At 67.0% G+C, this 19,550-nt stretch carries 21 protein-coding genes; 9 read left to right on the forward strand and 12 right to left on the reverse strand.

The window, feature by feature from the left end; genetic code table 11:
• Positions 1-29 precede the first annotated feature (29 nt).
• Genes AC5JCN_RS03900 through AC5JCN_RS03910 form a run of 3 tightly spaced genes read left to right on the forward strand, consistent with a single transcriptional unit; the run spans position 30 to position 4,770 of the window.
• Complete coding sequence (locus AC5JCN_RS03900; protein ID WP_495753685.1) at positions 30-1,385, forward strand: flagellar hook protein FlgE; 1,356 nt, start codon at positions 30-32, stop codon at positions 1,383-1,385.
• 44 nt (positions 1,386-1,429) lie between these two features.
• Entirely contained in the window at positions 1,430-3,292 is a 1,863-nt protein-coding gene (gene flgK, locus AC5JCN_RS03905; protein ID WP_495753686.1) for a flagellar hook-associated protein FlgK, read from the forward strand.
• Positions 3,293-3,303: 11 nt separating this feature from the next.
• Complete coding sequence (locus AC5JCN_RS03910) at positions 3,304-4,770, forward strand: flagellin N-terminal helical domain-containing protein (RefSeq protein ID WP_495753687.1); 1,467 nt, start codon at positions 3,304-3,306, stop codon at positions 4,768-4,770.
• A gap of 43 nt (positions 4,771-4,813) precedes the next feature.
• Here AC5JCN_RS03910 and flaF read toward each other — a convergent pair whose 3' ends face one another.
• The 8 genes from flaF to AC5JCN_RS03950 all read right to left on the reverse strand — a co-directional run bounded on the left by flaF (position 4,814) and on the right by AC5JCN_RS03950 (position 11,451).
• Positions 4,814-5,182 carry a flagellar biosynthesis regulator FlaF gene (gene flaF, locus AC5JCN_RS03915; protein WP_495753688.1) on the reverse strand — a complete coding sequence of 123 codons (369 nt, stop codon included), beginning with the start codon at positions 5,180-5,182 and terminating at the stop codon, positions 4,814-4,816.
• Complete coding sequence (gene flbT / locus AC5JCN_RS03920) at positions 5,166-5,558, reverse strand: flagellar biosynthesis repressor FlbT (RefSeq protein WP_495753689.1); 393 nt, start codon at positions 5,556-5,558, stop codon at positions 5,166-5,168. The genes flaF and flbT overlap by 17 nt, the downstream gene beginning before the upstream one ends.
• 91 nt (positions 5,559-5,649) lie before the next feature.
• Positions 5,650-6,066 (reverse strand): flagellar biosynthesis regulator FlaF, encoded by a 417-nt coding sequence (locus AC5JCN_RS03925; protein WP_495753690.1) that lies wholly within the window; start codon positions 6,064-6,066, stop codon positions 5,650-5,652.
• 130 nt (positions 6,067-6,196) lie between these two features.
• Complete coding sequence (locus tag AC5JCN_RS03930) at positions 6,197-8,755, reverse strand: hypothetical protein (protein WP_495753691.1); 2,559 nt, start codon at positions 8,753-8,755, stop codon at positions 6,197-6,199.
• Between the two features lie 211 nt (positions 8,756-8,966).
• Positions 8,967-9,368, reverse strand: a complete 402-nt coding sequence (locus tag AC5JCN_RS03935; protein WP_495753692.1) for a flagellar protein FlaG — start codon at positions 9,366-9,368, stop codon at positions 8,967-8,969.
• Between the two features lie 139 nt (positions 9,369-9,507).
• The gene (locus AC5JCN_RS03940; protein WP_495753693.1) at positions 9,508-9,984 is read right to left on the reverse strand and encodes a hypothetical protein; all 477 of its coding nucleotides are present in this window, start codon (positions 9,982-9,984) and stop codon (positions 9,508-9,510) included.
• Position 9,985: 1 nt separating this feature from the next.
• The gene (locus AC5JCN_RS03945) at positions 9,986-10,330 is read right to left on the reverse strand and encodes a rod-binding protein (RefSeq protein ID WP_495753694.1); all 345 of its coding nucleotides are present in this window, start codon (positions 10,328-10,330) and stop codon (positions 9,986-9,988) included.
• Positions 10,330-11,451, reverse strand: coding sequence for a flagellar basal body P-ring protein FlgI (locus AC5JCN_RS03950; RefSeq protein ID WP_495753695.1), 1,122 nt, complete (start codon positions 11,449-11,451; stop codon positions 10,330-10,332). Before AC5JCN_RS03950 ends, AC5JCN_RS03945 begins: the two co-directional genes overlap by 1 nt.
• Positions 11,452-11,697: 246 nt before the next feature.
• Here AC5JCN_RS03950 and AC5JCN_RS03955 point away from each other — a divergent pair, with 246 nt between their 5' ends.
• Together AC5JCN_RS03955 and dksA are read left to right on the forward strand one after the other, a co-directional pair.
• Complete coding sequence (locus tag AC5JCN_RS03955) at positions 11,698-12,108, forward strand: flagellar assembly protein FliX (RefSeq protein ID WP_495753696.1); 411 nt, start codon at positions 11,698-11,700, stop codon at positions 12,106-12,108.
• A gap of 215 nt (positions 12,109-12,323) precedes the next feature.
• The gene (gene dksA, locus AC5JCN_RS03960) at positions 12,324-12,743 is read left to right on the forward strand and encodes an RNA polymerase-binding protein DksA (RefSeq protein WP_495753697.1); all 420 of its coding nucleotides are present in this window, start codon (positions 12,324-12,326) and stop codon (positions 12,741-12,743) included.
• Between the two features lie 131 nt (positions 12,744-12,874).
• Here the strand turns inward: dksA and flgH are convergent, their stop codons facing one another.
• Genes flgH through flgF form a run of 4 tightly spaced genes read right to left on the reverse strand, consistent with a single transcriptional unit; the run spans position 12,875 to position 16,188 of the window.
• Entirely contained in the window at positions 12,875-13,627 is a 753-nt protein-coding gene (gene flgH, locus AC5JCN_RS03965; protein ID WP_495753698.1) for a flagellar basal body L-ring protein FlgH, read from the reverse strand.
• An 11-nt stretch (positions 13,628-13,638) separates the two neighbouring features.
• The gene (gene flgA / locus AC5JCN_RS03970; RefSeq protein WP_495753699.1) at positions 13,639-14,640 is read right to left on the reverse strand and encodes a flagellar basal body P-ring formation chaperone FlgA; all 1,002 of its coding nucleotides are present in this window, start codon (positions 14,638-14,640) and stop codon (positions 13,639-13,641) included.
• 3 nt (positions 14,641-14,643) lie between these two features.
• Entirely contained in the window at positions 14,644-15,435 is a 792-nt protein-coding gene (gene flgG, locus AC5JCN_RS03975; RefSeq protein WP_495753700.1) for a flagellar basal-body rod protein FlgG, read from the reverse strand.
• A 12-nt stretch (positions 15,436-15,447) separates the two neighbouring features.
• Complete coding sequence (gene flgF, locus AC5JCN_RS03980) at positions 15,448-16,188, reverse strand: flagellar basal-body rod protein FlgF (RefSeq protein ID WP_495753701.1); 741 nt, start codon at positions 16,186-16,188, stop codon at positions 15,448-15,450.
• Between the two features lie 329 nt (positions 16,189-16,517).
• On the opposite strand from flgF, the gene fliL reads away from it, so the two are divergent.
• The 4 genes from fliL to AC5JCN_RS04000 are packed head-to-tail and all read left to right on the forward strand — an operon-like array spanning position 16,518 to position 19,471.
• Positions 16,518-17,081, forward strand: coding sequence for a flagellar basal body-associated protein FliL (fliL, locus tag AC5JCN_RS03985; protein ID WP_495753702.1), 564 nt, complete (start codon positions 16,518-16,520; stop codon positions 17,079-17,081).
• A gap of 13 nt (positions 17,082-17,094) precedes the next feature.
• Positions 17,095-18,222, forward strand: a complete 1,128-nt coding sequence (gene fliM, locus AC5JCN_RS03990) for a flagellar motor switch protein FliM (RefSeq protein WP_495753703.1) — start codon at positions 17,095-17,097, stop codon at positions 18,220-18,222.
• Positions 18,219-18,692 carry a DUF6468 domain-containing protein gene (locus AC5JCN_RS03995; protein WP_495753704.1) on the forward strand — a complete coding sequence of 158 codons (474 nt, stop codon included), beginning with the start codon at positions 18,219-18,221 and terminating at the stop codon, positions 18,690-18,692. The genes fliM and AC5JCN_RS03995 overlap by 4 nt, the downstream gene beginning before the upstream one ends.
• Positions 18,689-19,471 carry a MotE family protein gene (locus AC5JCN_RS04000; RefSeq protein WP_495753705.1) on the forward strand — a complete coding sequence of 261 codons (783 nt, stop codon included), beginning with the start codon at positions 18,689-18,691 and terminating at the stop codon, positions 19,469-19,471. Before AC5JCN_RS03995 ends, AC5JCN_RS04000 begins: the two co-directional genes overlap by 4 nt.
• Positions 19,472-19,550: the final 79 nt, after the last annotated feature.

Genomic DNA, 19,550 nt, shown 5'->3' on the forward strand with positions numbered 1-19,550 from the left:
GCCCCGAACAGGGAAAAAGGTGAGCCGCCATGAGTATCTTCGGCGCGATGGTGAATTCGGTGACGGGCCTGTCGGCCCAGTCCTATGCCCTCGAGAATATTGCGGACAACATCGCGAACTCGCAGACCACCGGCTACAAGCGGGTGGACACGAGCTTCCAGGACATGGTGCCGGACTATCCCCTCCGCCAGCAGGTCGGAGGCTCGGTCTCGGCGTTTTCCCGGGCGACGAACGGCCTCACCGGCACGATCACCTCGACGGGTGTCTCCACCAACTTCGCGCTGAACGGGCCTGGGTTCGTCGCGGTCCGCGACCGGACGGACTATGCCGGCGGCGTCCCGACCTTCTCTGCGAAGAATGCCTACACGCGCCGCGGCGACTTCGAGGTCGACAAGAGCGGGTACCTGGTCAACGGGGCAGGCTACTACCTCGTCGGCTACCCGATCGACCCTGTGTCGGGCAATGTCACGGCGGGCACACCGGACGTGCTGAAGGTCAGCAACGACCTGGTCCCGGCGAAGGCTTCGACCACGCTGAACTACGTCGCCAACCTGCCGTCCACGCCGAAGACGCCCAATTACGATCCTGCGACACCCGGTTCGGACATCTGGGCAGCGGCTGCTGGCACGCCGCCGGCGACGGTCGGCCCGGCCACCACGCCAGACGCAACCTCCTTCTCGTCGAACTCCGTGTCCGGCCAGACGGTCACGATGTACGACTCGCTGGGCCAGCCGGTCGACGTGGAGGTTCGCTGGGCCAAGGTGGCCACCAATGCCGGCACCGGCGCCAACACCTGGGGCATGTATTACAATTCGACCCCGGGCACGACGGTCGGCAACTCCACCTGGACGCTGGCGGGCACCATGGTGTTCAACAATGCCGGCCAGCTGACCTCGCCGACCAGCGCACTGAGCATCGACATGAGCTCGCGTGGCCTCGGCACGGTCACGATGGACGTGACGCAGGGCCAGCTCACCCAGTACTCGGACGTCAACGGTACCGCCAAGGTCAGCACACTGAACCAGGACGGCTATCCGGCGGGCGTGCTCGACTCCGTTTCGATCGAGAGCGACGGGCGCATCATGGCCAGCTACTCGAACGGCCAGGTGAAGGCGCTCGGGCAGGTCGCGCTCGCCCAGTTCAACGCACCGAACATGCTGAAGCGGATGAGCGGCAGCGCCTTCGAGGAGACGCTGGAGTCGGGAACTCCGCTGTTTGGCGCCAATGGCACCACGCTCGAGGGCGGATCGCTGGAAGGCTCCAACACCGACATCGCGCAGGAGTTCTCGAAGATGATCGTCACGCAGCAGGCCTATTCGGCCAACACGCGCGTCGTCACGACGGCGCAGCAGATGCTGCAGGACGCCATCAACATCATCCGGTGAGGCGCTCCGCGCCTCCCGTTTCCTCACTGTGAAAGGCTTGTGTCATGGGTAGCCTGTCCGGTGCGCTCTCATCGGCCGTCTCCGGCCTGCGCTCGACGCAGACGCAGATGGAGATCATTTCCGGCAACGTCGCGAATGCCGGCACCACCGGCTATTCGCGCCGCCAGGCCACGCTGATCGAGACTGCCGGAAACGGCACGGCGGGCGGCGTCCGCGTCGCCGGCGTGCAGCGCCTGCTCGACACGATCCTGCAGCGCGAGCTCAGGACCGAGACGGCAGGCAGCGGCTATTCGGCGGTCAAGGCCGGCTATACCGACCAGATCCAGAAGCTGCTCGGCACGCCCGGCAGTGCCGGCGCGCTCGACGCCACCTTCAACAGCTTCACCAAGAGCCTGCAGGCCCTGTCGTCCAACCCGTCGGACAGCGTGCTGCGCGCCAGCGCGGTGACCGCTGCGCAGACGCTCGCCCAACGCCTCAACTCCGCTTCCAACGGCATCCAGGATCTGCGCAACAACACGGAGCTGGCGCTCTCGGCCGACGTTTCCCGCGCCAACGACCTGCTGGCCGTCGTCGCTTCGACCGATGTGAGGATCGCCGGCAATCAAGGGCGCGATCCCGCGCTTCTCGACCAGCGTGACGCCGCGATCAACGAGCTTTCCAAGCTCATGGATCTGCGCGTCACCCAGAATGGCAACGGGACCGTCTCCATCGCCACGGAAGGCGGCCTGCGCCTCTATGAGAACGGCCAGGCGGCGAGCCTGTCGTTCGATGCCCGCGGCAATCTCGGCCCCAACGCCCTCTACGCGTCCGGGACGGCACGCGGCGTCGGCACGATCACGATCCGCGATGGACAGGGAAACACGATCGACGCGATCGGGCAGAAGCTGATCCGCTCGGGCGAGATCGCCGGTCTGATCGACATGCGCGACACCGTGCTGGTGCAGGCGCAGGACCAACTCGACGAGATGGCTGCGGCGCTGGCGCGCGCCCTGTCCGATACCCCCGTTTCGTCCACCGCCACCACAGGCCTGACTTCTCCCGCCGCCGGGCTCGACCTCGACACCACCGGCCTGCAGGCCGGAAACGTCATCACCGTCGATACCACGGCGTCGCCCGGCGGCGCGGCCCAGCGCTTCAGCTTCATGCGCTCCGACAGCGCGGCGACCACGCTGACGAATTCCGCCACGGCCGATCCGAACGACATCGTCGTCAAGCTGGACTTCAGCTCGGCGACCCCCATTGCCGCGCAGATCCAGGCCGCGCTCCCGGCCGGCCTCGTGGTCTCGATGTCGGGCAACACGCTGCGCATCGTCTACGACACCACGACGGGCCCGCAACTGACCGGCCTGTCGGCCTCGGTCACCAACACGGCGACCACCGACAAGGGCAAGGAGTTGCCGCTCTTTGTGGACGGAGCGTCGGGCAAGGCCTTCACGGGCTCGCTCGACGGCGCCACGCAGAAGCTCGGCTTCGCCGCCCGCATCGCGGTCAACCCGCAGGTGGTCAGCGACCCGGCCCTGCTGGTGCGCTATGCCACCGGAGCCAATGCCACCCTGGCCGGCGATCCCACCCGTCCGACGCTGCTCTACGACCGCCTGACGAAGGCCACCGCCACCTTCTCCGCGACGACGGGGATCGGCCAGGCCAGCGCGCCGTTCACCGGCACTGTCGGCGATTTCATGACCCGCACCATCGAGGCCCAGGCCTCGAACGCCGCGGCTGCCAAGAGCATGGACGATGGCCAGAAGGTCGTGCAGGCCTCCATCGAAAGCCGCTTTGCCGAGACTTCCGGGGTCAATATCGACACCGAAATGGCTAATCTCGTCCAGGTCCAGAACGCCTATGCCGCCAATGCACGCCTCGTCAGCGCGGTGAAGGACATGTTCGACCTGCTGATGCGCATGTGAGGACCGCCGCCATGATCTCCGGACTCTACACGCTCGGCTCCTACTCGGTGGACAGCCTGTCGGTGCGCAACACGGCCCAGCGGCTGACGGATCTGCGCTCCCAGATGGAGGAGCAGAGCCGCAGGCTGTCGACCGGGCTCAAGTCCGACGACTATGCCGGGCTCGGTCCCGACCGCTGGCGCAGCGTCGACCTGCGGCAGACCCTCTCGGCCCTTGACGGCTACGACGCCAACGTGACCGATGCCACCACCCGGGTGAAGATGTTCGACCAGACGCTCACGCGCATGGGAAAGAGCGCGCAGGAGGTGCTCTCCAACATCATGTCGGGTGGCTATGGCGTGAGTGGCAGCGGCAAGCTCTCCCCCCGCCAGGACGGCGAGAATCGCCTCCAGGAACTCGTCGACCTGCTCAACACCGATGTCGCCGGGCGCCGCCTCTATGGCGGCCGCAAGGACAACCAGGGTCCCGTCCTGAGCGCAGACAAGATCCTGAACGGCTATGTCGACGACACCGGTGTGCAGCGCGACGGGCTGCGCACACTCGTGACAGAGCGGGTGACGGCCGACCTCGGCGCCGGCGACGGGCATGTGACCGCCAGCAACACGGGCGGCACAAACGTGGTGTCCCTGGCCCATGACGCCTCGACCTGGGGCTTCGCGATCAACTCCGTCACCGGGTCGACCAATATCGGCGTGACCGGAACGGGGCCCTACGCGATCACCGTCAACAACCAGCCTGTTCCCGGGGAAGCCGTGACGGTGTCGCTGGGGCTGCCCGACGGCACCAGCAAGACGCTCCGGCTGGTGGCCGGGACCGCGGGCAGCACGCCGGCGGCCGGAGACATTCCCTTCGCGATCGGCGCAACGACGGCCGACACGGCCGCCAACCTGCAGGCGGCTCTCCAGGGCGCCGTCAACACCACCGCCGACACCTCGCTGCGGGCAGCCTCGACGAAATTCACGGCCACGGACTTCTTCACCGCGACGACGCCTGTCCGCGTCGCGGGAGGCAATACCGCCCAGTGGTACCAGGGAGATCCAGGGGCGACGGCGAATGCGCGCTCGGCGGCGCTCTACCGGCTGGGCGACACGCTGACGGCGCAGCTTGGCGCGCAGGCCAACGAGGACGGGCCGGCCAGCCTCATGGCGGCCTTCGGCGCCATGGCCTCGATGGATCCGGCTGCGACGGCGACGCAGTGGCAGGATCTCTCCGGCCGCGTCACCGGCCTGCTCAGCGCGGGCAAGACCGGCACGACCGATATCCAGGCCTCGATCGGGCTCGGCGCGGGCACCGTGACCACCGCCAAGGCCCAGAACGCCGCCACCCGCAAGACGCTGGAGGACACTCTCGACGGGATCGAGAAGGCCACTCCGGAGGAATCGGCGGCCGCGGTGCTGGCCCTGCAGACACAGCTGCAGGCGAGCTACCAGGTCACCTCGATGCTCTCGAAGCTGTCGCTGGTGAACTATCTGGGATGAGCGAGGATGTGAGCCGCGCCTTCGCGGCTCGCCCTGGCCGTCGTCAGGCAGCCTGGGCGCGCAGGCCGGCGGCGATGTCGCGGTTGATGTTGACGAGCGGGCGCAGGCCCTCGGGCTTCGGCTCGATCTGCAGCGCCAGCGACTGCTTGAAGATGAAGACGGCGAGCGTGCCGAGGTTCTTCTTGATCGGCGCGGGCAGCGGGTTGGCGTCGTCCGCCACCGCCGATGCGAGGACCGTCCAGAGCTTGCGGTTATAGGCGAGCGCCTCGTCCAGCTCGTCGCGGCGGCGCTCGAAATCGTCGTGCAGCGCCTGGAGTTTCGCGGCCGATTTCAGCAGGAGAGAGGCTTCGAGATCGCGGCCGGAGAGGGTGGCCTTTGAGGCGGAGGCGTAGGCGCTAGCTGCCCTGTGCATGGGTAAGGAGACCCGTCTCGTACTCGATTACGGCTTTTGCGGCCTTGAGCGCTTTGTAGAGATCCCCACTTAAAATTCGGTTATTCACTTCCGCGATGAGCGCAGAAGAGCTCGGTACGGCGTTAATGAAATCTCTTACGAGTTCGAAGTATACGTCATGATGTTTCGAGATGTCGTCGGCCAAGTACATCAGCTGTACGGCCAGATAAATCCTCTTCGCCGGCGTGTCCGCCGTCTCCGCGGTGAGGATATCCTTCTCGCGCAGGATGGGCGCGTGACCCTCGATGAAGAAGCGGGCCCTGTGTTCGCCGTTCCTGATGACGACGTTGCCGACGATGATGCGCTCGTTGGGCTTGAGCTCGACCTTCAGGGCCATCGAATCACTGCTCCACTGCGTTTCTTCGCGGCGGGAGCATAGAAGGCGGCAGCGGCGGCGTCACCGCCGCCGCCGGGCTTAAGTCGCTTGGTCAGGCCGAGCGTGCCACCCCGGCCGCGTCAGGCGCTGGCCCGGCCGGATTGGTGACCTGCGCCGCCAGCCCCTCGGCCACCGTCCTGTTCAGGTTCATGAGGGGCGCCACCGTGGACGGGCGCGGGTCGATCATGGCGAGGTGGGTCTGCCTCAGAACGAAGGCCGTGCAGGCGGCGATGTCCATCCGCAGCTTCTCGGGAAGCACGGAGTCCGCTTCCGTCGCGTCGCTCGCGAACATCGCCCACAGGCGGCGGTTGTCGAGGAGCGCCCTGGTGAAGGCCGAGGGGTCGACCATATCGCCCGCGCTGGCGCGCTCGAGCTCCCCGGCGAGTCTCTGGAGGAGGGCGGCTTCGAGGGCTCGCCCGGTCAGGCCCGTGCGGGCCGTCCTGGCATAGGCTTGGGCTGCGGAATGCATGAGCTGAAACCTCCTTCGTCAATACATGCAGGAAATGGATGCGGCTGGCCGGGCGCGGCCTTGCAATGGCGGCCGTCCTGGAATCGATCAGGGGGGCCACTAGCCCCCCTGACGAAAATGGCGGTCCGGATCAGCGCAGCATCTGCGCGGCGGACATTATCGAGTTGTTCAGGATGCCCATCGCGCTCATGGACAGCGTGTAGCGCATGTCCAGCGCCTTCATCTCGGACGCATCGGCGGTGGTGTCGGACGCCGTGAGCTTGGCGGCGGCATCGCCCAGGGTCTTGGAGATGTCGGCATTGTAGTCCTTGGAGTTCACCAGGAGGCCTGACTGGCCGCCGAGCGAGGAGCGCATGCCGTCGAGCTTGTCGATGGCCTGCTGGACAGCGTTCATCGCGTTCGTCAGGTCGGCGTCCGTGCCGAGGCCACCCGCGAGGAGCGTGTAGGTGGTCGTTCCGGCGTTCAGCTGGAAACCGAGAGTCGGTGTCGATACGCTTTCGCCGAGCGAGATCCGGACCGACCTGCCTTTGTCATCGATCACAGCGTCAAGCGGAGCGCCAAGCAGCAGGTTAGGCTGGCCGGCCACCGAGGCGGTGTCCACAGACGACTGGACAGTGTCGAGGATCTTGGCGAGCGAGTCCGCCGACGCCCTGCGCCTCGGGTCCGCATCGACTCCGGCCACGCCGGCATTGCGGAGATAGGTGATCTTCTTGCCGTAGTCGTCCTTGCGGCTGGTGGCCTGCATCGTGGCGGGGTCGCGGATGTCACCGGAGGTCAGCAGCTTCTCGGCCGACATGGTGGAGGCGAGCTGGCCCGGGTTTGTGCCGGTGGAGCTACCGAAAATCACGTCCAGAGCGTTGGCGGAGTTCTTGATCAGGGGCAGGCCATCCCGCGTTCCCGCCAGGGTTCCGTCGCCGCCATTGGCGATCTGCTCGATTTCCAGCGCCTGGTCTGCATCGAGCTGGAGTTGGAACTGGAACGAACTCGCCGTCGAGCCGGTTCCCCCCGATAGGACCGTCCGCGCCTGGACCTGGCCTGTATTGAACACCTTGTTGATGGCGTCCTGTAGTTCCTTCATGTTCTGAAATGTTTGCGGGTTGTCGGCCGTCAGCCCGTCATTGCCGATGTTCTGGTTGTTGGTCGTGTCCACGGCTTTGAAGTAGGCGGTTTTCGCCTGGCCGTTGGTGGTGTCGACCACGCGCATGCTGAAAACGTCGCCGGCCTGGAAGAGGGTCGGATCCCTCCGCTCAACGTCGGTTGTGGCGACAAGCGACACCGCCGATGCGTCCGCGACGAAGTCGGTCAAGGCTGGGGTCCGTGTACCGACCGTTGTGAAGTTCTGGTTGAAGCCGAAATTGCTGTTGAGAGCCCTCGTATCGGCGGAGGCCCTCGCCGCCGGGATGTCCGCGCCGGAGCCGAACGAGACCGTGGAGCCCAGGGACGAGCGTACTGTCAGATTGCCCGTCTGCTGATCGACGGAGAAGCTCAGGCCCTGGAGGTTCTGCGCCCGCACGAGGGTGTTCAGCTGGTTCGCCAGACCCGTGAGTGTGTTGTTGGCTGCGATATCCGTTTGAATCACGGTGAGATAGGTGGGCGTGGCATTGAGCCCGGGACCCGCGATTTTGACGGCGAGCGTCCCGCCCGTGGCCACGCCGATGGAGCCGCCGTTCAGCCTGCTGTTGTTGGTATCCCACGAGATTCCGTTGTTTGTCGTAACGGCGTCGTCATCGAAGACGCTCCGGGTCGCCATGGCTTGCGCCAGCGCCCCCGTCAGGCCCGGTGGCGTGAAGGTGTCGGCCGAGGGGGGGAGCGAGGTCGTGGCGAAGCTGTTTGTCTGCGCCTGACCAGGCTGCATGGGGCCAAAGCCGAGGCTGTTGTTGAGGTCGTTGTTAGTATTCGCCGGCGAGAACCTCATCTTGAAGTTGAAGGTGCCGGGAGCGCCGCCCGCCGTCTGGGTGCGGATGGCCACGCTGCCGGAGTTGTCGATCGACGCGGTGACCTGCTCTGTCACCGCTCCGACGGTGATGCTGAGGTTTTGCCTGTTGATCTTGCGGACCACGTCCCCAATGGTCAGGTCCTGAAGGTTGCCGGTGGTGGTGTCGTTGGACGTGAAGCTGATGGCGCTGCCGACAGGCACGTTCACACCGGCCGCACCTGCCGTGAACACTTCCAGCTTCAGGCCGTTCGTCTGGTTCAGGCCAAAGTTTCCGTCCGCGGCTGCGCTGGGGCTCGCTGTCGTACCGAAGATCCTGCGGTTGGCCGAGACAGCCTGGCGGCCCGGGTTCGGCGCCGTGCCGGTGACCGTTCCGGTTTCCGTCGTGACCGTCCGAGTGATGCCGCGGATCGTCTCGTTCTGCGCGGCGCCGGTGGTGGCCGCGGCCTGCTGCTTCGTCCCCTGCAGGGTCTTGAGCTCGGTCAGCGAGTTGCTGAGGTCCTTCTTGATCTTGTCAATGCCCGTCTGAGCCGCCGAGACCGCGGAGAGCGTGAGGTCGAGCGACTTGTTGACCTCGAGGAGGTTGTTCGCCCGGGTGTTCAGCCGCTCGGACTGCAGGAAGGCGGCGGGGCCGTCCAGGATGGAGCTGATGCTCTTGCCCGTCTGGATGCGCCCGTTGACGGAGTTCAGGCCGGAATTGACGTCCAGGAGGCCCGAGAGTGCCTGGCGCTGTGAGGCGGTGAGTGCGCTAACCATGATACACCTTCTGATGTCATCGCCCGCCTTCTGCGGGGGCCACGTCATGGAAGATGCTTTGGACCCCTAAATAAAACGTATCGAATTTTATCCGTCGAACGTATTCGTGGTATTTTCAACTTACAGTCTCAAGTATTTAGGTTTGCAACTTTGGGGACGTAGACCTGCGGACCTGCAGCGAAGCGGACGCTGGGGAGGCTCCCGAACGAGCTCAGGCCGTCTTGGCGACGAGGTCGCCGGTGTGCTGGCCGCCGCTGTCCTTCGCCATCATGGAGCGGATATAGGCGCGCAGCTTCAGCTGCTGCTCGTCCGGGATCTGCTGAACGACCTGGCCCGTGGAGCGGCTGGTCACCTTGAGCACGAGCTCGCGGGTCCGCGGATCGGTCTCGAGGTTGCGGTCCACGGCCTGGCGCAGGGCCTCGGCGGCCTTCTGCAGCCGCCTGGCACTGTCGGAGAGGTCGTAGCGGATCGCGTCGCCCGTCGTGGCCGGGGTGACGGTCTTCTCAGCCGGCAGGTCGGTGGGGGTGGACTGCGGCGAGGCAGGCGCAACATCGGTGCGCGCGATCGCCTGCGTGGCGGGCGCCTGCGTCCTGATGGTGATGCCGACGTCCATGGGACGCCTCCCGGTTTCCAGCGGTCACGAGGACCCTGAAAGGACTATGCGTCCACCGGGATAAAGCGCCCGTTGAGGTAAAGCCTCAAATACGAATCAATCGCGTGAAAATCGCGCCGGCAAACGCTGCCTTGGCATTTTATAAGGTGCGCGACACCATGAGCGGAGTCGCCGCCTGCCGCGTGCCCGGCTGACTCCTGCCGCCTGCGCCATAGGTCGTCAGCGTCCGGGGCGCCGCGACCTCGGCCGCGAGGCTGCGCACGATGCCCTCCGACACCGAGCGTGCGGTCGCCAGCACGGCCATGTTGACGCCCAGAGCCTCCGCAAGACGGGCCTGGGCCGCCTTGAGCCTGGCGACACCCTGCGGCGACCAGCGCGCCAGCGCGATCGCATTCGCCTTCAGCGCATCGAGCGCATGCACGTACCGGCGCGCCGCGTCGCTCTTGGCGTCCGCGAGGGCGGCGGCGTCGCGCAGGCGCGACTCCTTCAGCAAGCCGGTCTCATCCTGGATGATGCGCTCCAGCGTCGTGATCTGCTCGACAATGGCCGCGGCGAGGCTCTCGGCATCCGCCGGGCCGCTGACCGACGGGATGGGCTGCTGTTCTGGCGCTGCCATCTCAGGCTCCTTCCTGGACGCGGATGAGTTCGCGGTAGACGTTGTCGGCAATGCCGACGCCGCCGGTCTTGCCGATCTTCTGGGCGTACTGGTCGACGAGCATGCCGCGCCAGATTTCGCCGCCGTCACCCTCGGTGCCGAGAGGGCCTTCGCCCGTCAGGCCGGACGTCATCTGCTTCATGACGTTCTCGAGGAACATCGACTCGTAGTTCTGCGCCACCTTCCAGAGCTTGGGATCGCGGTTCTTGCCGCCCTGTGCGATCGCGGTGGCCGGGGTGAAGGCCGATGACGCGCCTGAGCGGGCGGGGGCATAGGCACTGGCGGAATAGGCGCGCGCTGCGTCCATCACATCACCTCGATTTCGGCCTGGAGGGCGCCGGCGGCCTTGATCGCCTGCAGGATGGAGATCATGTCGCGCGGGCCGATGCCGAGTGCATTCAATCCGTCGACGAGCTCGCGCAGAGTCACGCCCTCGCGCACGACCGCCAGCTTGTTCTTGGACTGCGTGTCGACCTGCACGCCCGTGCGCGGCACCACCACCGTCTCGCCGTTCGAGAAGGGGTCTGGCTGGCTGACGACCGGCTGCTCGGTGACGGTGACCGTGAGGTTGCCCTGGGCGATGGCGACGGTGGAAACTCGCACATCCTTGCCCATGACGATGATGCCGGACCGCTCGTCGATGACCACGCGCGCGCCCTGGTCGGGGTCGACGCGCAGCTGCTCGATCTCGGTGAGGAGCTGCACCATGTTGCCGACGTAGCGCGGCGGGATGGCGATCTGCACCGTCGAGGGGTCGACCGGCTCCGCCGCGTCACCACCGAGGAAGTCGTTGATGGCGGCGGCGATGCGTTTTCCCGTCGTCAGGTCGGGGTTGCGCAGGGCGAGCCGCAGGGTTCGCAGCTGCTTGAACTGGAAGTCGATCTCACGCTCGACCAGCGCGCCGTTGGCGATGCGCCCCACGGTGGGAACGCCGCGGGTGACCTTTGTGGCATCACCTTCCGCCTCGAAGCCGGAGATCGCCACCGATCCCTGCGCCACGGCATAGACCTCGCCGTCGGCGCCGAGCAGCGGGGTGACCAGCAGCGTGCCGCCCTGCAGGCTCTTGGAATCGCCCAGCGCCGAGACGGTGACGTCGAGCCGCGTGCCCTGCGTGCCAAAGGCTGGGTAGTTGGCCGTCACCATCACCGCCGCAACGTTCGCGGTGCGCAGCGTCTGGCCCTTGGTGTTGACGCCCATGCGCTCCAGCATCGCCGTGAGGCTCTGCTTGGTGAAAGGCGAGTTGTTCAGCGTGTCGCCCGTCCCGTTCAGGCCGACGACGAGCCCGTAACCCACGAGCTGGTTCTGGCGGACGCCCTCGACGGAGGACAGGTCCTTGATGCGCGAGCTCGCCTCGGCCCGCGGCGCAAACGCCAGGCCCGCCGCGAGAGCGAGGGCGAGGAGGGCGGAGAGGGGTCGCAGCAAGCGCATCGCACAGGGATCCAGACGGCTTTCGTGCCGCTCAGGGAGGGTGGTTGCGAAAGCCATGCCAGCAGAAAGCTTTCTGCAAACCTCTCTGATTATTGCGAAAACGCGCGGATCTGCCCGGAGCCGGGCGGTGGCATGGCCCGGCTTGCCCGGTCCGGCCGGGCGCGGGCGGCAATTCCTGCCGGGCGCTTAACGATGCCTTAACCATGCAGGGGCAAGGCTGGCGCAGCATCCGCAGGAGAGCGATCCATGCGCGTGGAATCGAAGATTGGCGTCGGCACCCCGGCTCCTGCCGCGCGCCGCGGCGCATCGAGCACATTCAGCCTGAAGGAAGGCGGCCAGAGCCGGCCTGCCGGCGCGGCCGGCGCGGTCGTCGACCTCGGCGGCATCGACGCGCTGCTCCTGCTGCAGGGCGAGGACGATGCCGGGCAGCGCCGCAAGCGGCAGGCCAGGCGCGGGCGCGACCTGCTGGACGGGCTCGACCGGCTGAAGGCCGCCCTGCTCGGAGGCCGCGTGCCGCTGGGCGACCTCGACCGGCTGCGCACCTCGCTCGCTCTGCGCCGCGAGGAGACGGGCGACGCGGTGCTCGACGAAGTTCTCGCCCAGATCGAGATCCGCGCCGAAGTTGAGCTCGCAAAGCTCGAACCGCGCAAATCCTGACGCAGGGCAGTTTCTTCCGGTAAGGCGAATTCGGCGCTGAACCGCGGCGATCATCCGCGCGGCGCCTCAATCGCATGTGGAATCGGCTCGTTTTTCGACGGGACGATGACCATCAACGCCGTTGCTGCGGTTGTGACGCATCGCTATAGTCCGCGCCGCCCGAGGGGGCGCTCCGAGTGACCTCGGACATGGCTGCAGAGGCTGAAAAGGCACCAATGGCGACCATGACACTGGAGGCGGCGTACCGCCCATCCGACGACGAAGCCTTCATGAACGAGCGGCAGCGCGAGTACTTCCGGCGCAAGCTGCTCGCCTGGAAGGAGGAGATCCTCCGGGAGAGCCGCGAGACCCTCGCCGCCCTCCAGAACGAGAGCGAGAACCACCCGGACCTGGCGGACCGGGCATCATCGGAAACCGACAGAGCGATCGAACTGCGTGCCCGCGACCGGCAGCGCAAGCTGATCGCCAAGATCGATGCCGCCCTGGCGCGCATCGAGGACGGCTCCTACGGCTACTGCGAAGAGACGGGCGAGCCGATCTCCCTCAAGCGGCTCGAGGCGCGGCCCATCGCGACCCTGTCGATCGAGGCGCAGGAGCGCCACGAGCGCAACGAGCGCGTCTACCGCGACGACTGATCGGCGGTTGCGACGTCTGCAAGCGAAAGCGGCGCCCCCTGCGGGGCGCCGCTTTGCGTTGGGCCTCCCGCGGGAGCGGGGAGGCCCGGGTGACAGGGCGGCAGGTGGGGAGCGCGCCGCCCCGCCGCCGGTCAGAACGGCAGGATGATGTCCATCACCTGCGAGCCGTAGCGCGGCTGCTGCACGTCGGTGATCTGGCCGCGGCCGCCATAAGCGATGCGGGCCTGCGCGATCTTGGCGCTGTCGATCGTGTTGTCGGACTCGATGTCCTCAGGCCGGATGACGCCGGCCACGATCAGCTCGCGCACCTCGAAATTCACGCGCACCTCCTGCTTGCCCTCGATCACGAGGTTGCCGTTGGGCAGGGCCTGCGTGACGACGGCCGCCACGTTGGTGACGATGTCCTCGGAGCGCTTCACCGATCCCTTGCCTTCGTTCGACATGTCCGACGTTCCGTCGACGAGCTTCCCGGTGTCGGTGCCGTCGGGCAGGTACTGGTCGCTCTGCGTTTCGGCACCGAAGAACTTGGCGACGCCCATCGTCGTGCTGTTGGTGCGGGAGCGCTTGGTGTTGTTGTCGATGTTGGCCTTGTCGGTGATCTTCACCCGCACCGTGACGAGATCACCAATCTGGCGAGCGCGCTGGTCCTTGAAGAAGGCGCGCGATCCCTGCCGCCACAGCGAGTTCGGCGCGTAGCTGACGGGCTCCGGCGTCGGCATCGGCATCTGTACCGGCCGGTAGCCGGGCTGCGAGGTGGGATCCTCGATGGCCGACAGCGCCGGCGCCTTGCCGACGTTCGCGAGCCTGTCCGCGGCGCCGCAGGCCGCGAGAAGCGCTGCCAGTCCGGCAGTGGCAAGGAGGCGGAGGGTGGTGTGGGCGGACATGGAACTGCCTCTCACTGGGCCAGCGCGACGGGACCGGGCATGCTGCCCGACACCGAGACCTGGCCGGGTCCGGTGACGGTGGCCTGGAGTTGCCGCTTGGATTGGGGGTTCACGACGAGAACCGCGTCGCCGAGCCCGCCGGCTTCCAGCGCGCGGGCGCGCATGGAAAGGGACAGGCCGGGGATCCTGTAGACCACGCTGACGATGCTGTTCTTCTGCACGATCTCCTGCTTGGCGGTGTCGGCGTCGCGCAGAACGGCACCGGCCCGCAGTGCCGAACGGGCGACGCGGCCATCCACCAGCCCGGGATCGACGATGGTGCCTGCTCCGGCGATGGACGCGCGGGGGCGGCGCTCCAGCACGACGTCACCGCTGCGGATGGTCTCGCCGCGGCTGATCGAGCGCGCCAGCACCGGAACCTCGACGGAATCGACCACCTGTCCGGAAGCCCGCAGCGGCTTCAGCGTCAGCGCCCGGCTGCCCGGCAGGGTCAAGGTGGCCTGGACGCGCTGCGACTTGGGGTCGAAGACGAGGTCGGCCGCGTCGAGGTCGCCGGTCGAATCCGGCTCGACCCACGCGGACAGCGACGCCGGGTCTCCGGAGAGCTGGACGTCGATCTCGGTCAGGCCGTATCGGGCAGCAAGCGCCTTGCGCAGCGCCTGCTCGATGTCCGCCTTCGCCAGCCGGCGCGCGGCGCGAGTGACGACCACCTGCGTCGACAGGCCGGGTTCGACGGCGATGCCCGCGGTGCGGGCGGCGTCGACGATGCGGGGCGCCTGGATCGTGCCGATCTGCCCGAGGTCGGGGGCCCGGAAGGCAGCGGCGGCGGCTGCCGGTCCGGTCAGGCCCTCGACGAGGTCGCCAAAGGTGACGATGTCGTTCTTGACCACGATGTCGGTGCGCAGCGTGTAGGTGGCCGGGTGAACGGCCGGGGCCTGCTGCTGCGCCATGGCGGGGAAGGACAGCGGCAGGGCGGAACCGATGAGAAGGGCGAAAAGAAGGGGGCGGATCATCGGCTAGCCCCTGAACATCTGCGTGGTGGACGACAGCATCTGGTCGGCGGCGGTCACGACCTTCGAGTTCATCTCGTAGGCCCGCTGCGCCTCGATCAGGTTGGCGATCTCGGTGACGGCGTTGACGTTCGCTTCCTCGAGGTAGCCCTGTTGCAGATTGCCCATGCCGTCGGTACCGGGGTTGCCGGTGGTGGGCTGCCCCGAGGCGGCGGTCTCGACGTAGAGGTTGTCGCCGATCGCCTCGAGCCCGTACTTGTTGATGAAGCGCGTCAGCTGAACCTGGCCGAGCACCTGCGGAGCCGACTGGCCCTGCAGGGTTGCCTGCACCTCGCCGGTCGCACTGATCGTGACGCCGGTGGTGTTCGTGGGGACGGTGATGGCCGGCGAGATCCGGTAGCCGTCATGCGTGACGAGCTGGCCGGTGCTGTCGAGTTCCAGCGAGCCGTCGCGCGAATAGGCGGTGCGGCCGTCCGGCAGCTCGACCGTGAAGAATCCCTCGCCGCGGATGGCGACGTCGTACTCCTTCTCTGTCGGGGTCAGCGTGCCCTGCGACATCACCCGGCCGGTCGAGGCCACTTTCACGCCCGACCCGATCTCGACGGGGGAGGGCACCTGCGTGCCCTGGTCCGACGTCGAGGTGCCGGCCCGGCGCAGCGTCTCGTAGAGCAGGTCCTGGAACTGCGCGCGCTGCCGCTTGTAGCCGGTGGTGCGCAGGTTGGCGATGTTGTTGGAGATGATCTGGACGTTCAGCTCCTGGGCGGCCATGCCGCTTGCGGCAGTGTAGAGCGCGCGCATCGGTCAGTCTCCTCAAGTCAATCCGGCAAGCTTCTCGACCGCGCTCCGGCGCAGGTCGTCGCTGCGCTGGAGCATCCCCGCGATGTTCGCGTAGGCGCGGTTCACCTCAATGAGGCGGCTCATTTCGATCACGGGTCGGACGTTGGAGTGCTCCACCGCGCCGCCCTGCACGCGCACCGTGGCGCCGGCCGGCGGAAGAGGAGCATCGGTCTTGATCAGGCTCGATCCCTCGCTCTGGAGTGCCTTGGGATCATTGACCGCCACGATCCGCAGCTTGCCCTTGGGGCCGGCCGAGGTGGAGATGGTTCCGTCCTGCCCGATGGCGATGTCGGTCTCGCTGGGGCTGAAGGAGATCGGCCCGCCGTCGCCCATCACGGCCTGGCCCTCGGACGTGACAAGCCGGCCCGTGCTGTCGAGCTGGAAGGAGCCGTTGCGGGTGTAGCGCTCGCCCTGCGCCGTGTTCACGACGAAGAGGCCGTTGCCGACGATGGCGGCGTTCAGCGGATTGCCGGTGGCCTCGATGGTGCCCGACGTCATGTCGAGCCCCGAGCCCTTGTCCACCACGTAGGAAAGCGGCTGGTCGGGCTTGTCGAAGGCGTCGAACTTCGCCTGGTCCATCATGTACTCGCTGAACCGCAGCGAACGCGACTTGAACCCGGCCGTGCCGATATTGGCGACGTTGTTGGCGATCACGTCGAGCTCGCGCTGCAACGCGACCTGACGCGACAAGCCGATGAGAAGGGCATTCTCCATCGGAAATCTCCCGCTGTCCCCGGTTGCCCGAGGACCTGAACCGCCATGGCCCCGGCGCTCCCCAGCGCGGTCACGGCGAGAGATCCTCCGCAACCGGCGTGCCAGTGCGGTTAAGAGAACATGAACCTTAAATATTTCAGAGGCTTGGCCTCGATTTCTGCAAGGCTGATTCACCGGCGTTCCCCGCCGCCCGGCGATTTCGACCCGGCAGATCCTGCCGGTCTGACCCCTGATTTAAACCTCTGTTAACCTTGAGCAGTGAAGGTCTCTGGACAGGTGGCGCAGTCCCGATCCGGGTGCGCCGTCTCTGCCCGGGACCCTTTCCGACCATGGCCAAGAAGCCGAAGAAGGACGCAACCGAAGAGGCCGCCGCACCGGCAGAGGGCGGCGCGGTCGAGGCTGCACCGAAGAGCAAGAAGAAGCTCATCATCATGGCGGCCGCCGGCGTCGTGCTGCTCGGCGCCGTCGGGGGCGGGGGCTATTACTGGTTCGTCGTGCGCAAGCACCAGCAGGAGGCTGCGGCCGCCGCTGCAAACGGTGGCCAGGGCGACGAGCACTCTCCGGTCAACAAGAAGACCGCCTACGTCGATCTCAAGGACATGATGGTCAACCTCTCCGGGCCGAGCACGCAGCAGACCATGGAGCGTCCTCGCTTTCTCAAGCTGAAGATCTCGCTGGAGGTGTCTGACCCCAAGGTGGTCGCCGAGGTGCAACCACTGCTGCCTCGCATCGAGGACACCTTCCAGGTCTACACGCGCGAGCTTCGCGCCTCCGACCTCGAAGGGTCTGCCGGCGTGTACCGGCTCAAGGAAGAGCTCCTTCGCCGCGTCAACGTGGCCATCTACCCTTCCAAGGTGGACGCGGTGCTCTTCAAGGAAATCCTGATCCAGTAGCGGGGCGTCGTCCGTGTCCAACGAGGATTTCGACAACGCGGCTGGCGGCGGTGCCGAAGGCGACGCGATCGCCGCCGAATGGACCGCGATGATCGAGGCGGCCGCGACGGCCAACGTCGCGGACGCCGGCGTCGACCGCCTTTTGAACCAGGACGAGATCGACAATCTCCTCGGCTTCGCGGCCGAGGACAGCTCGATGTCCAACCGGACGGGCCTGCGCGCCATCGTCGATTCGGCGATGGTGTCGTACGAGCGCCTGCCGATGCTCGAGATCGTCTTCGACCGCCTCGTGCGGCTGCTGACGACGAGCCTGCGCAACTTCTTCTCCGACAACGTCGAAGTCTCGCTCTCCGACATCACCTCGGTGCGCTTCGGCGACTACATCAACTCGATCCCGCTGCCGACCATCCTCGCCGTGTTCAGGGCCGAGGAGTGGGACAATTTCGGCCTGATCACGGTCGATTCCACGCTCGCCTATTCGGTCATCGACGTGCTGCTGGGCGGGCGCCGCACGTCCGGCATGGTGCGCATCGACGGCCGGCCCTACTCGACCATCGAGACCAGCCTCGTCCGGCGCATGCTGGACATCGTGCTGTCGGACACCGAGCAGGCCTTCAAGCCGCTGTCGCCGGTCCGCTTCGGCATCGACCGCATTGAAACAAATCCGCGCTTCGCCTCGATCTCTCGCCCCGCCAACGCCGCCATCCTGGTGCAGCTGCGCATCGACATGGAGGGCCGCGGCGGATCGATCGAGATCCTGCTGCCCTACGCCACCATCGAGCCCATCCGCGAGCTCCTGCTCCAGAGCTTCATGGGCGAGAAGTTCGGCCGCGATCCGATCTGGGAAGACCACCTTGCGACCGAGATCTGGCAGGCCACGGCCGACGTCGACGCGATCCTCTACGAAACCAAGCTGCCGCTCAGGAAGATGATGGCGCTGAAGGTGGGCGACACGCTGATGCTCGACGTGGAGCCCGACTCGCCGGTGAAGCTCAAATGCGGCGAGGTCCTCCTCACGGAGGGGCGCATGGGACGTGTCGGCGACAAGATCGCCGTGCGCGTCGCGCGTCACCTGCGCCGCTCCCGTACAACCTTCGCCGCCTACGAGGCGAGTGCCGCCGGCCGGAAGGACTCGAAATGATCAACTCGCTGATCGAGATCCTCGTCTGCGTCCTGCTGACCACGACCATCGGCTACTGCATCGTGCTCGACCGGCGGCTGCGGGCGCTGAAGGCCGACGAGACCCTTATGCGCAAGGTCATCACCGACCTCGTCGGGGCGACGGACCGGGCGGAGCGGGCTGTGGCCGGGCTGCGCTCCATCGTGGTCGAGTGCGACGAGACGATCTCCGGGCGTCTGCGCGACGCGGAGCGCCATTCCGACGACCTCGCGGCGCATATCCGCTCGGGAGACGACGTCATCGCCCGCATCGCGCGCATCGTCGAGAGCGCGAGCGGAGGGCGGCCGTTGCCGGTGGCCCGTGCCGCCGAGCCGGTGAGCGCTCCCGAACCCATCGTGCCTGCCGCACGCGAGCGCGTCCGGGATACTCTCGCCGCCGCGCAGGCCTTCGCCGAGCGCGCCCAGCGGCGCGTGCAAGGCGGGGCCAGGTGAAGCTTTCTTTCAACCGGAAGCCCGTCGCGCGCGACCTGAGGCTGCGGTTGTTCCCCGCGGTGGCGGGTGCCGCCGCGGCACTCCTGCTCGTGAAGGCGGTCGAGTTCAGCGTCACGCAAAAGCCAGCGGCCGAGCCGATCGCCCAGTTTGCGCTGGAACGGCCCGATCCTCTCGTCACGGGCTCGACGTCCCCGCCGAAGGAAGAGCCGGCGTCTCCGTCCAAGGAAAAAAAGCCGGCACCTGCTCCGCCGCCCGAACCGGGAACCAAGGTGGACCTCGAAGCGCCGGCAACGTCGCAGGCCGAGAAGGAGCTTCTGGAGCGGCTGGCCAAGCGCCGGCAGGAACTGGAGCAGCGGGAGCAGGAGCTGCAGACCCGCGAAAACCTGTTGAAGGCAGCGGACAAGAAGATGGAGCAGCGGATCCTCGAGCTGAAGAACCTCGAGGGCAATGCGGCGCAGAAGGCCGAGCAGTCGCAGGAGCAGCCGCAGGCCGGCTTGAAGAACCTCGTCGTCATGTACGAGGCGATGAAGCCGAAGGACGCCGCCCGCGTCTTCGACAAGTTGAGCATGCAGGTGCTGATCCCGGTCGTGCAGGCCATGAACCCGCGCAAGATGTCCGAGATCCTCGCCGCCATGTCGCCTGACGTGGCTGGCCGCCTGACGGTGGAGCTGGCCGCGCGCAGCCTCAACGTGCCGCCGCCGGCGGTCGCCCCGGCTGCCGCTGCGAGCGGTGCGCTGCCGGCCGGCGAGCTTCAAGCCATCCCCCAGAAGAAGCCCTAGCGGGCTTGGCGGGAGCCCGTTTCCTTAAGATGCGAGGCTGTTCGGACGTGCCTGCTTAAGGCGGCGTTAGCCCTTAATG

It is taken from the genome of Alsobacter sp. (genome assembly GCF_059501845.1).

Coding starts and splice junctions, on each gene's coding strand:
- flgH (WP_495753698.1), bottom strand. CDS start 13,627: ATGTCCGCCCACACCACCCTCCGCCTCCTTGCCACTGCCGGACTGGCA.
- AC5JCN_RS03930 (WP_495753691.1), bottom strand. CDS start 8,755: ATGGTTAGCGCACTCACCGCCTCACAGCGCCAGGCACTCTCGGGCCTC.
- AC5JCN_RS03995 (WP_495753704.1), top strand. CDS start 18,219: ATGATCAACTCGCTGATCGAGATCCTCGTCTGCGTCCTGCTGACCACG.
- flaF (WP_495753688.1), bottom strand. CDS start 5,182: ATGCACAGGGCAGCTAGCGCCTACGCCTCCGCCTCAAAGGCCACCCTC.
- flgA (WP_495753699.1), bottom strand. CDS start 14,640: ATGATCCGCCCCCTTCTTTTCGCCCTTCTCATCGGTTCCGCCCTGCCG.
- flgF (WP_495753701.1), bottom strand. CDS start 16,188: ATGGAGAATGCCCTTCTCATCGGCTTGTCGCGTCAGGTCGCGTTGCAG.
- flgK (WP_495753686.1), top strand. CDS start 1,430: ATGGGTAGCCTGTCCGGTGCGCTCTCATCGGCCGTCTCCGGCCTGCGC.
- flgG (WP_495753700.1), bottom strand. CDS start 15,435: ATGCGCGCGCTCTACACTGCCGCAAGCGGCATGGCCGCCCAGGAGCTG.
- AC5JCN_RS03910 (WP_495753687.1), top strand. CDS start 3,304: ATGATCTCCGGACTCTACACGCTCGGCTCCTACTCGGTGGACAGCCTG.
- AC5JCN_RS03950 (WP_495753695.1), bottom strand. CDS start 11,451: ATGCGCTTGCTGCGACCCCTCTCCGCCCTCCTCGCCCTCGCTCTCGCG.
- AC5JCN_RS03945 (WP_495753694.1), bottom strand. CDS start 10,330: ATGGACGCAGCGCGCGCCTATTCCGCCAGTGCCTATGCCCCCGCCCGC.
- AC5JCN_RS03900 (WP_495753685.1), top strand. CDS start 30: ATGAGTATCTTCGGCGCGATGGTGAATTCGGTGACGGGCCTGTCGGCC.
- dksA (WP_495753697.1), top strand. CDS start 12,324: ATGGCGACCATGACACTGGAGGCGGCGTACCGCCCATCCGACGACGAA.
- flbT (WP_495753689.1), bottom strand. CDS start 5,558: ATGGCCCTGAAGGTCGAGCTCAAGCCCAACGAGCGCATCATCGTCGGC.
- AC5JCN_RS03925 (WP_495753690.1), bottom strand. CDS start 6,066: ATGCATTCCGCAGCCCAAGCCTATGCCAGGACGGCCCGCACGGGCCTG.
- AC5JCN_RS03935 (WP_495753692.1), bottom strand. CDS start 9,368: ATGGACGTCGGCATCACCATCAGGACGCAGGCGCCCGCCACGCAGGCG.
- AC5JCN_RS03955 (WP_495753696.1), top strand. CDS start 11,698: ATGCGCGTGGAATCGAAGATTGGCGTCGGCACCCCGGCTCCTGCCGCG.
- AC5JCN_RS03940 (WP_495753693.1), bottom strand. CDS start 9,984: ATGGCAGCGCCAGAACAGCAGCCCATCCCGTCGGTCAGCGGCCCGGCG.
- fliL (WP_495753702.1), top strand. CDS start 16,518: ATGGCCAAGAAGCCGAAGAAGGACGCAACCGAAGAGGCCGCCGCACCG.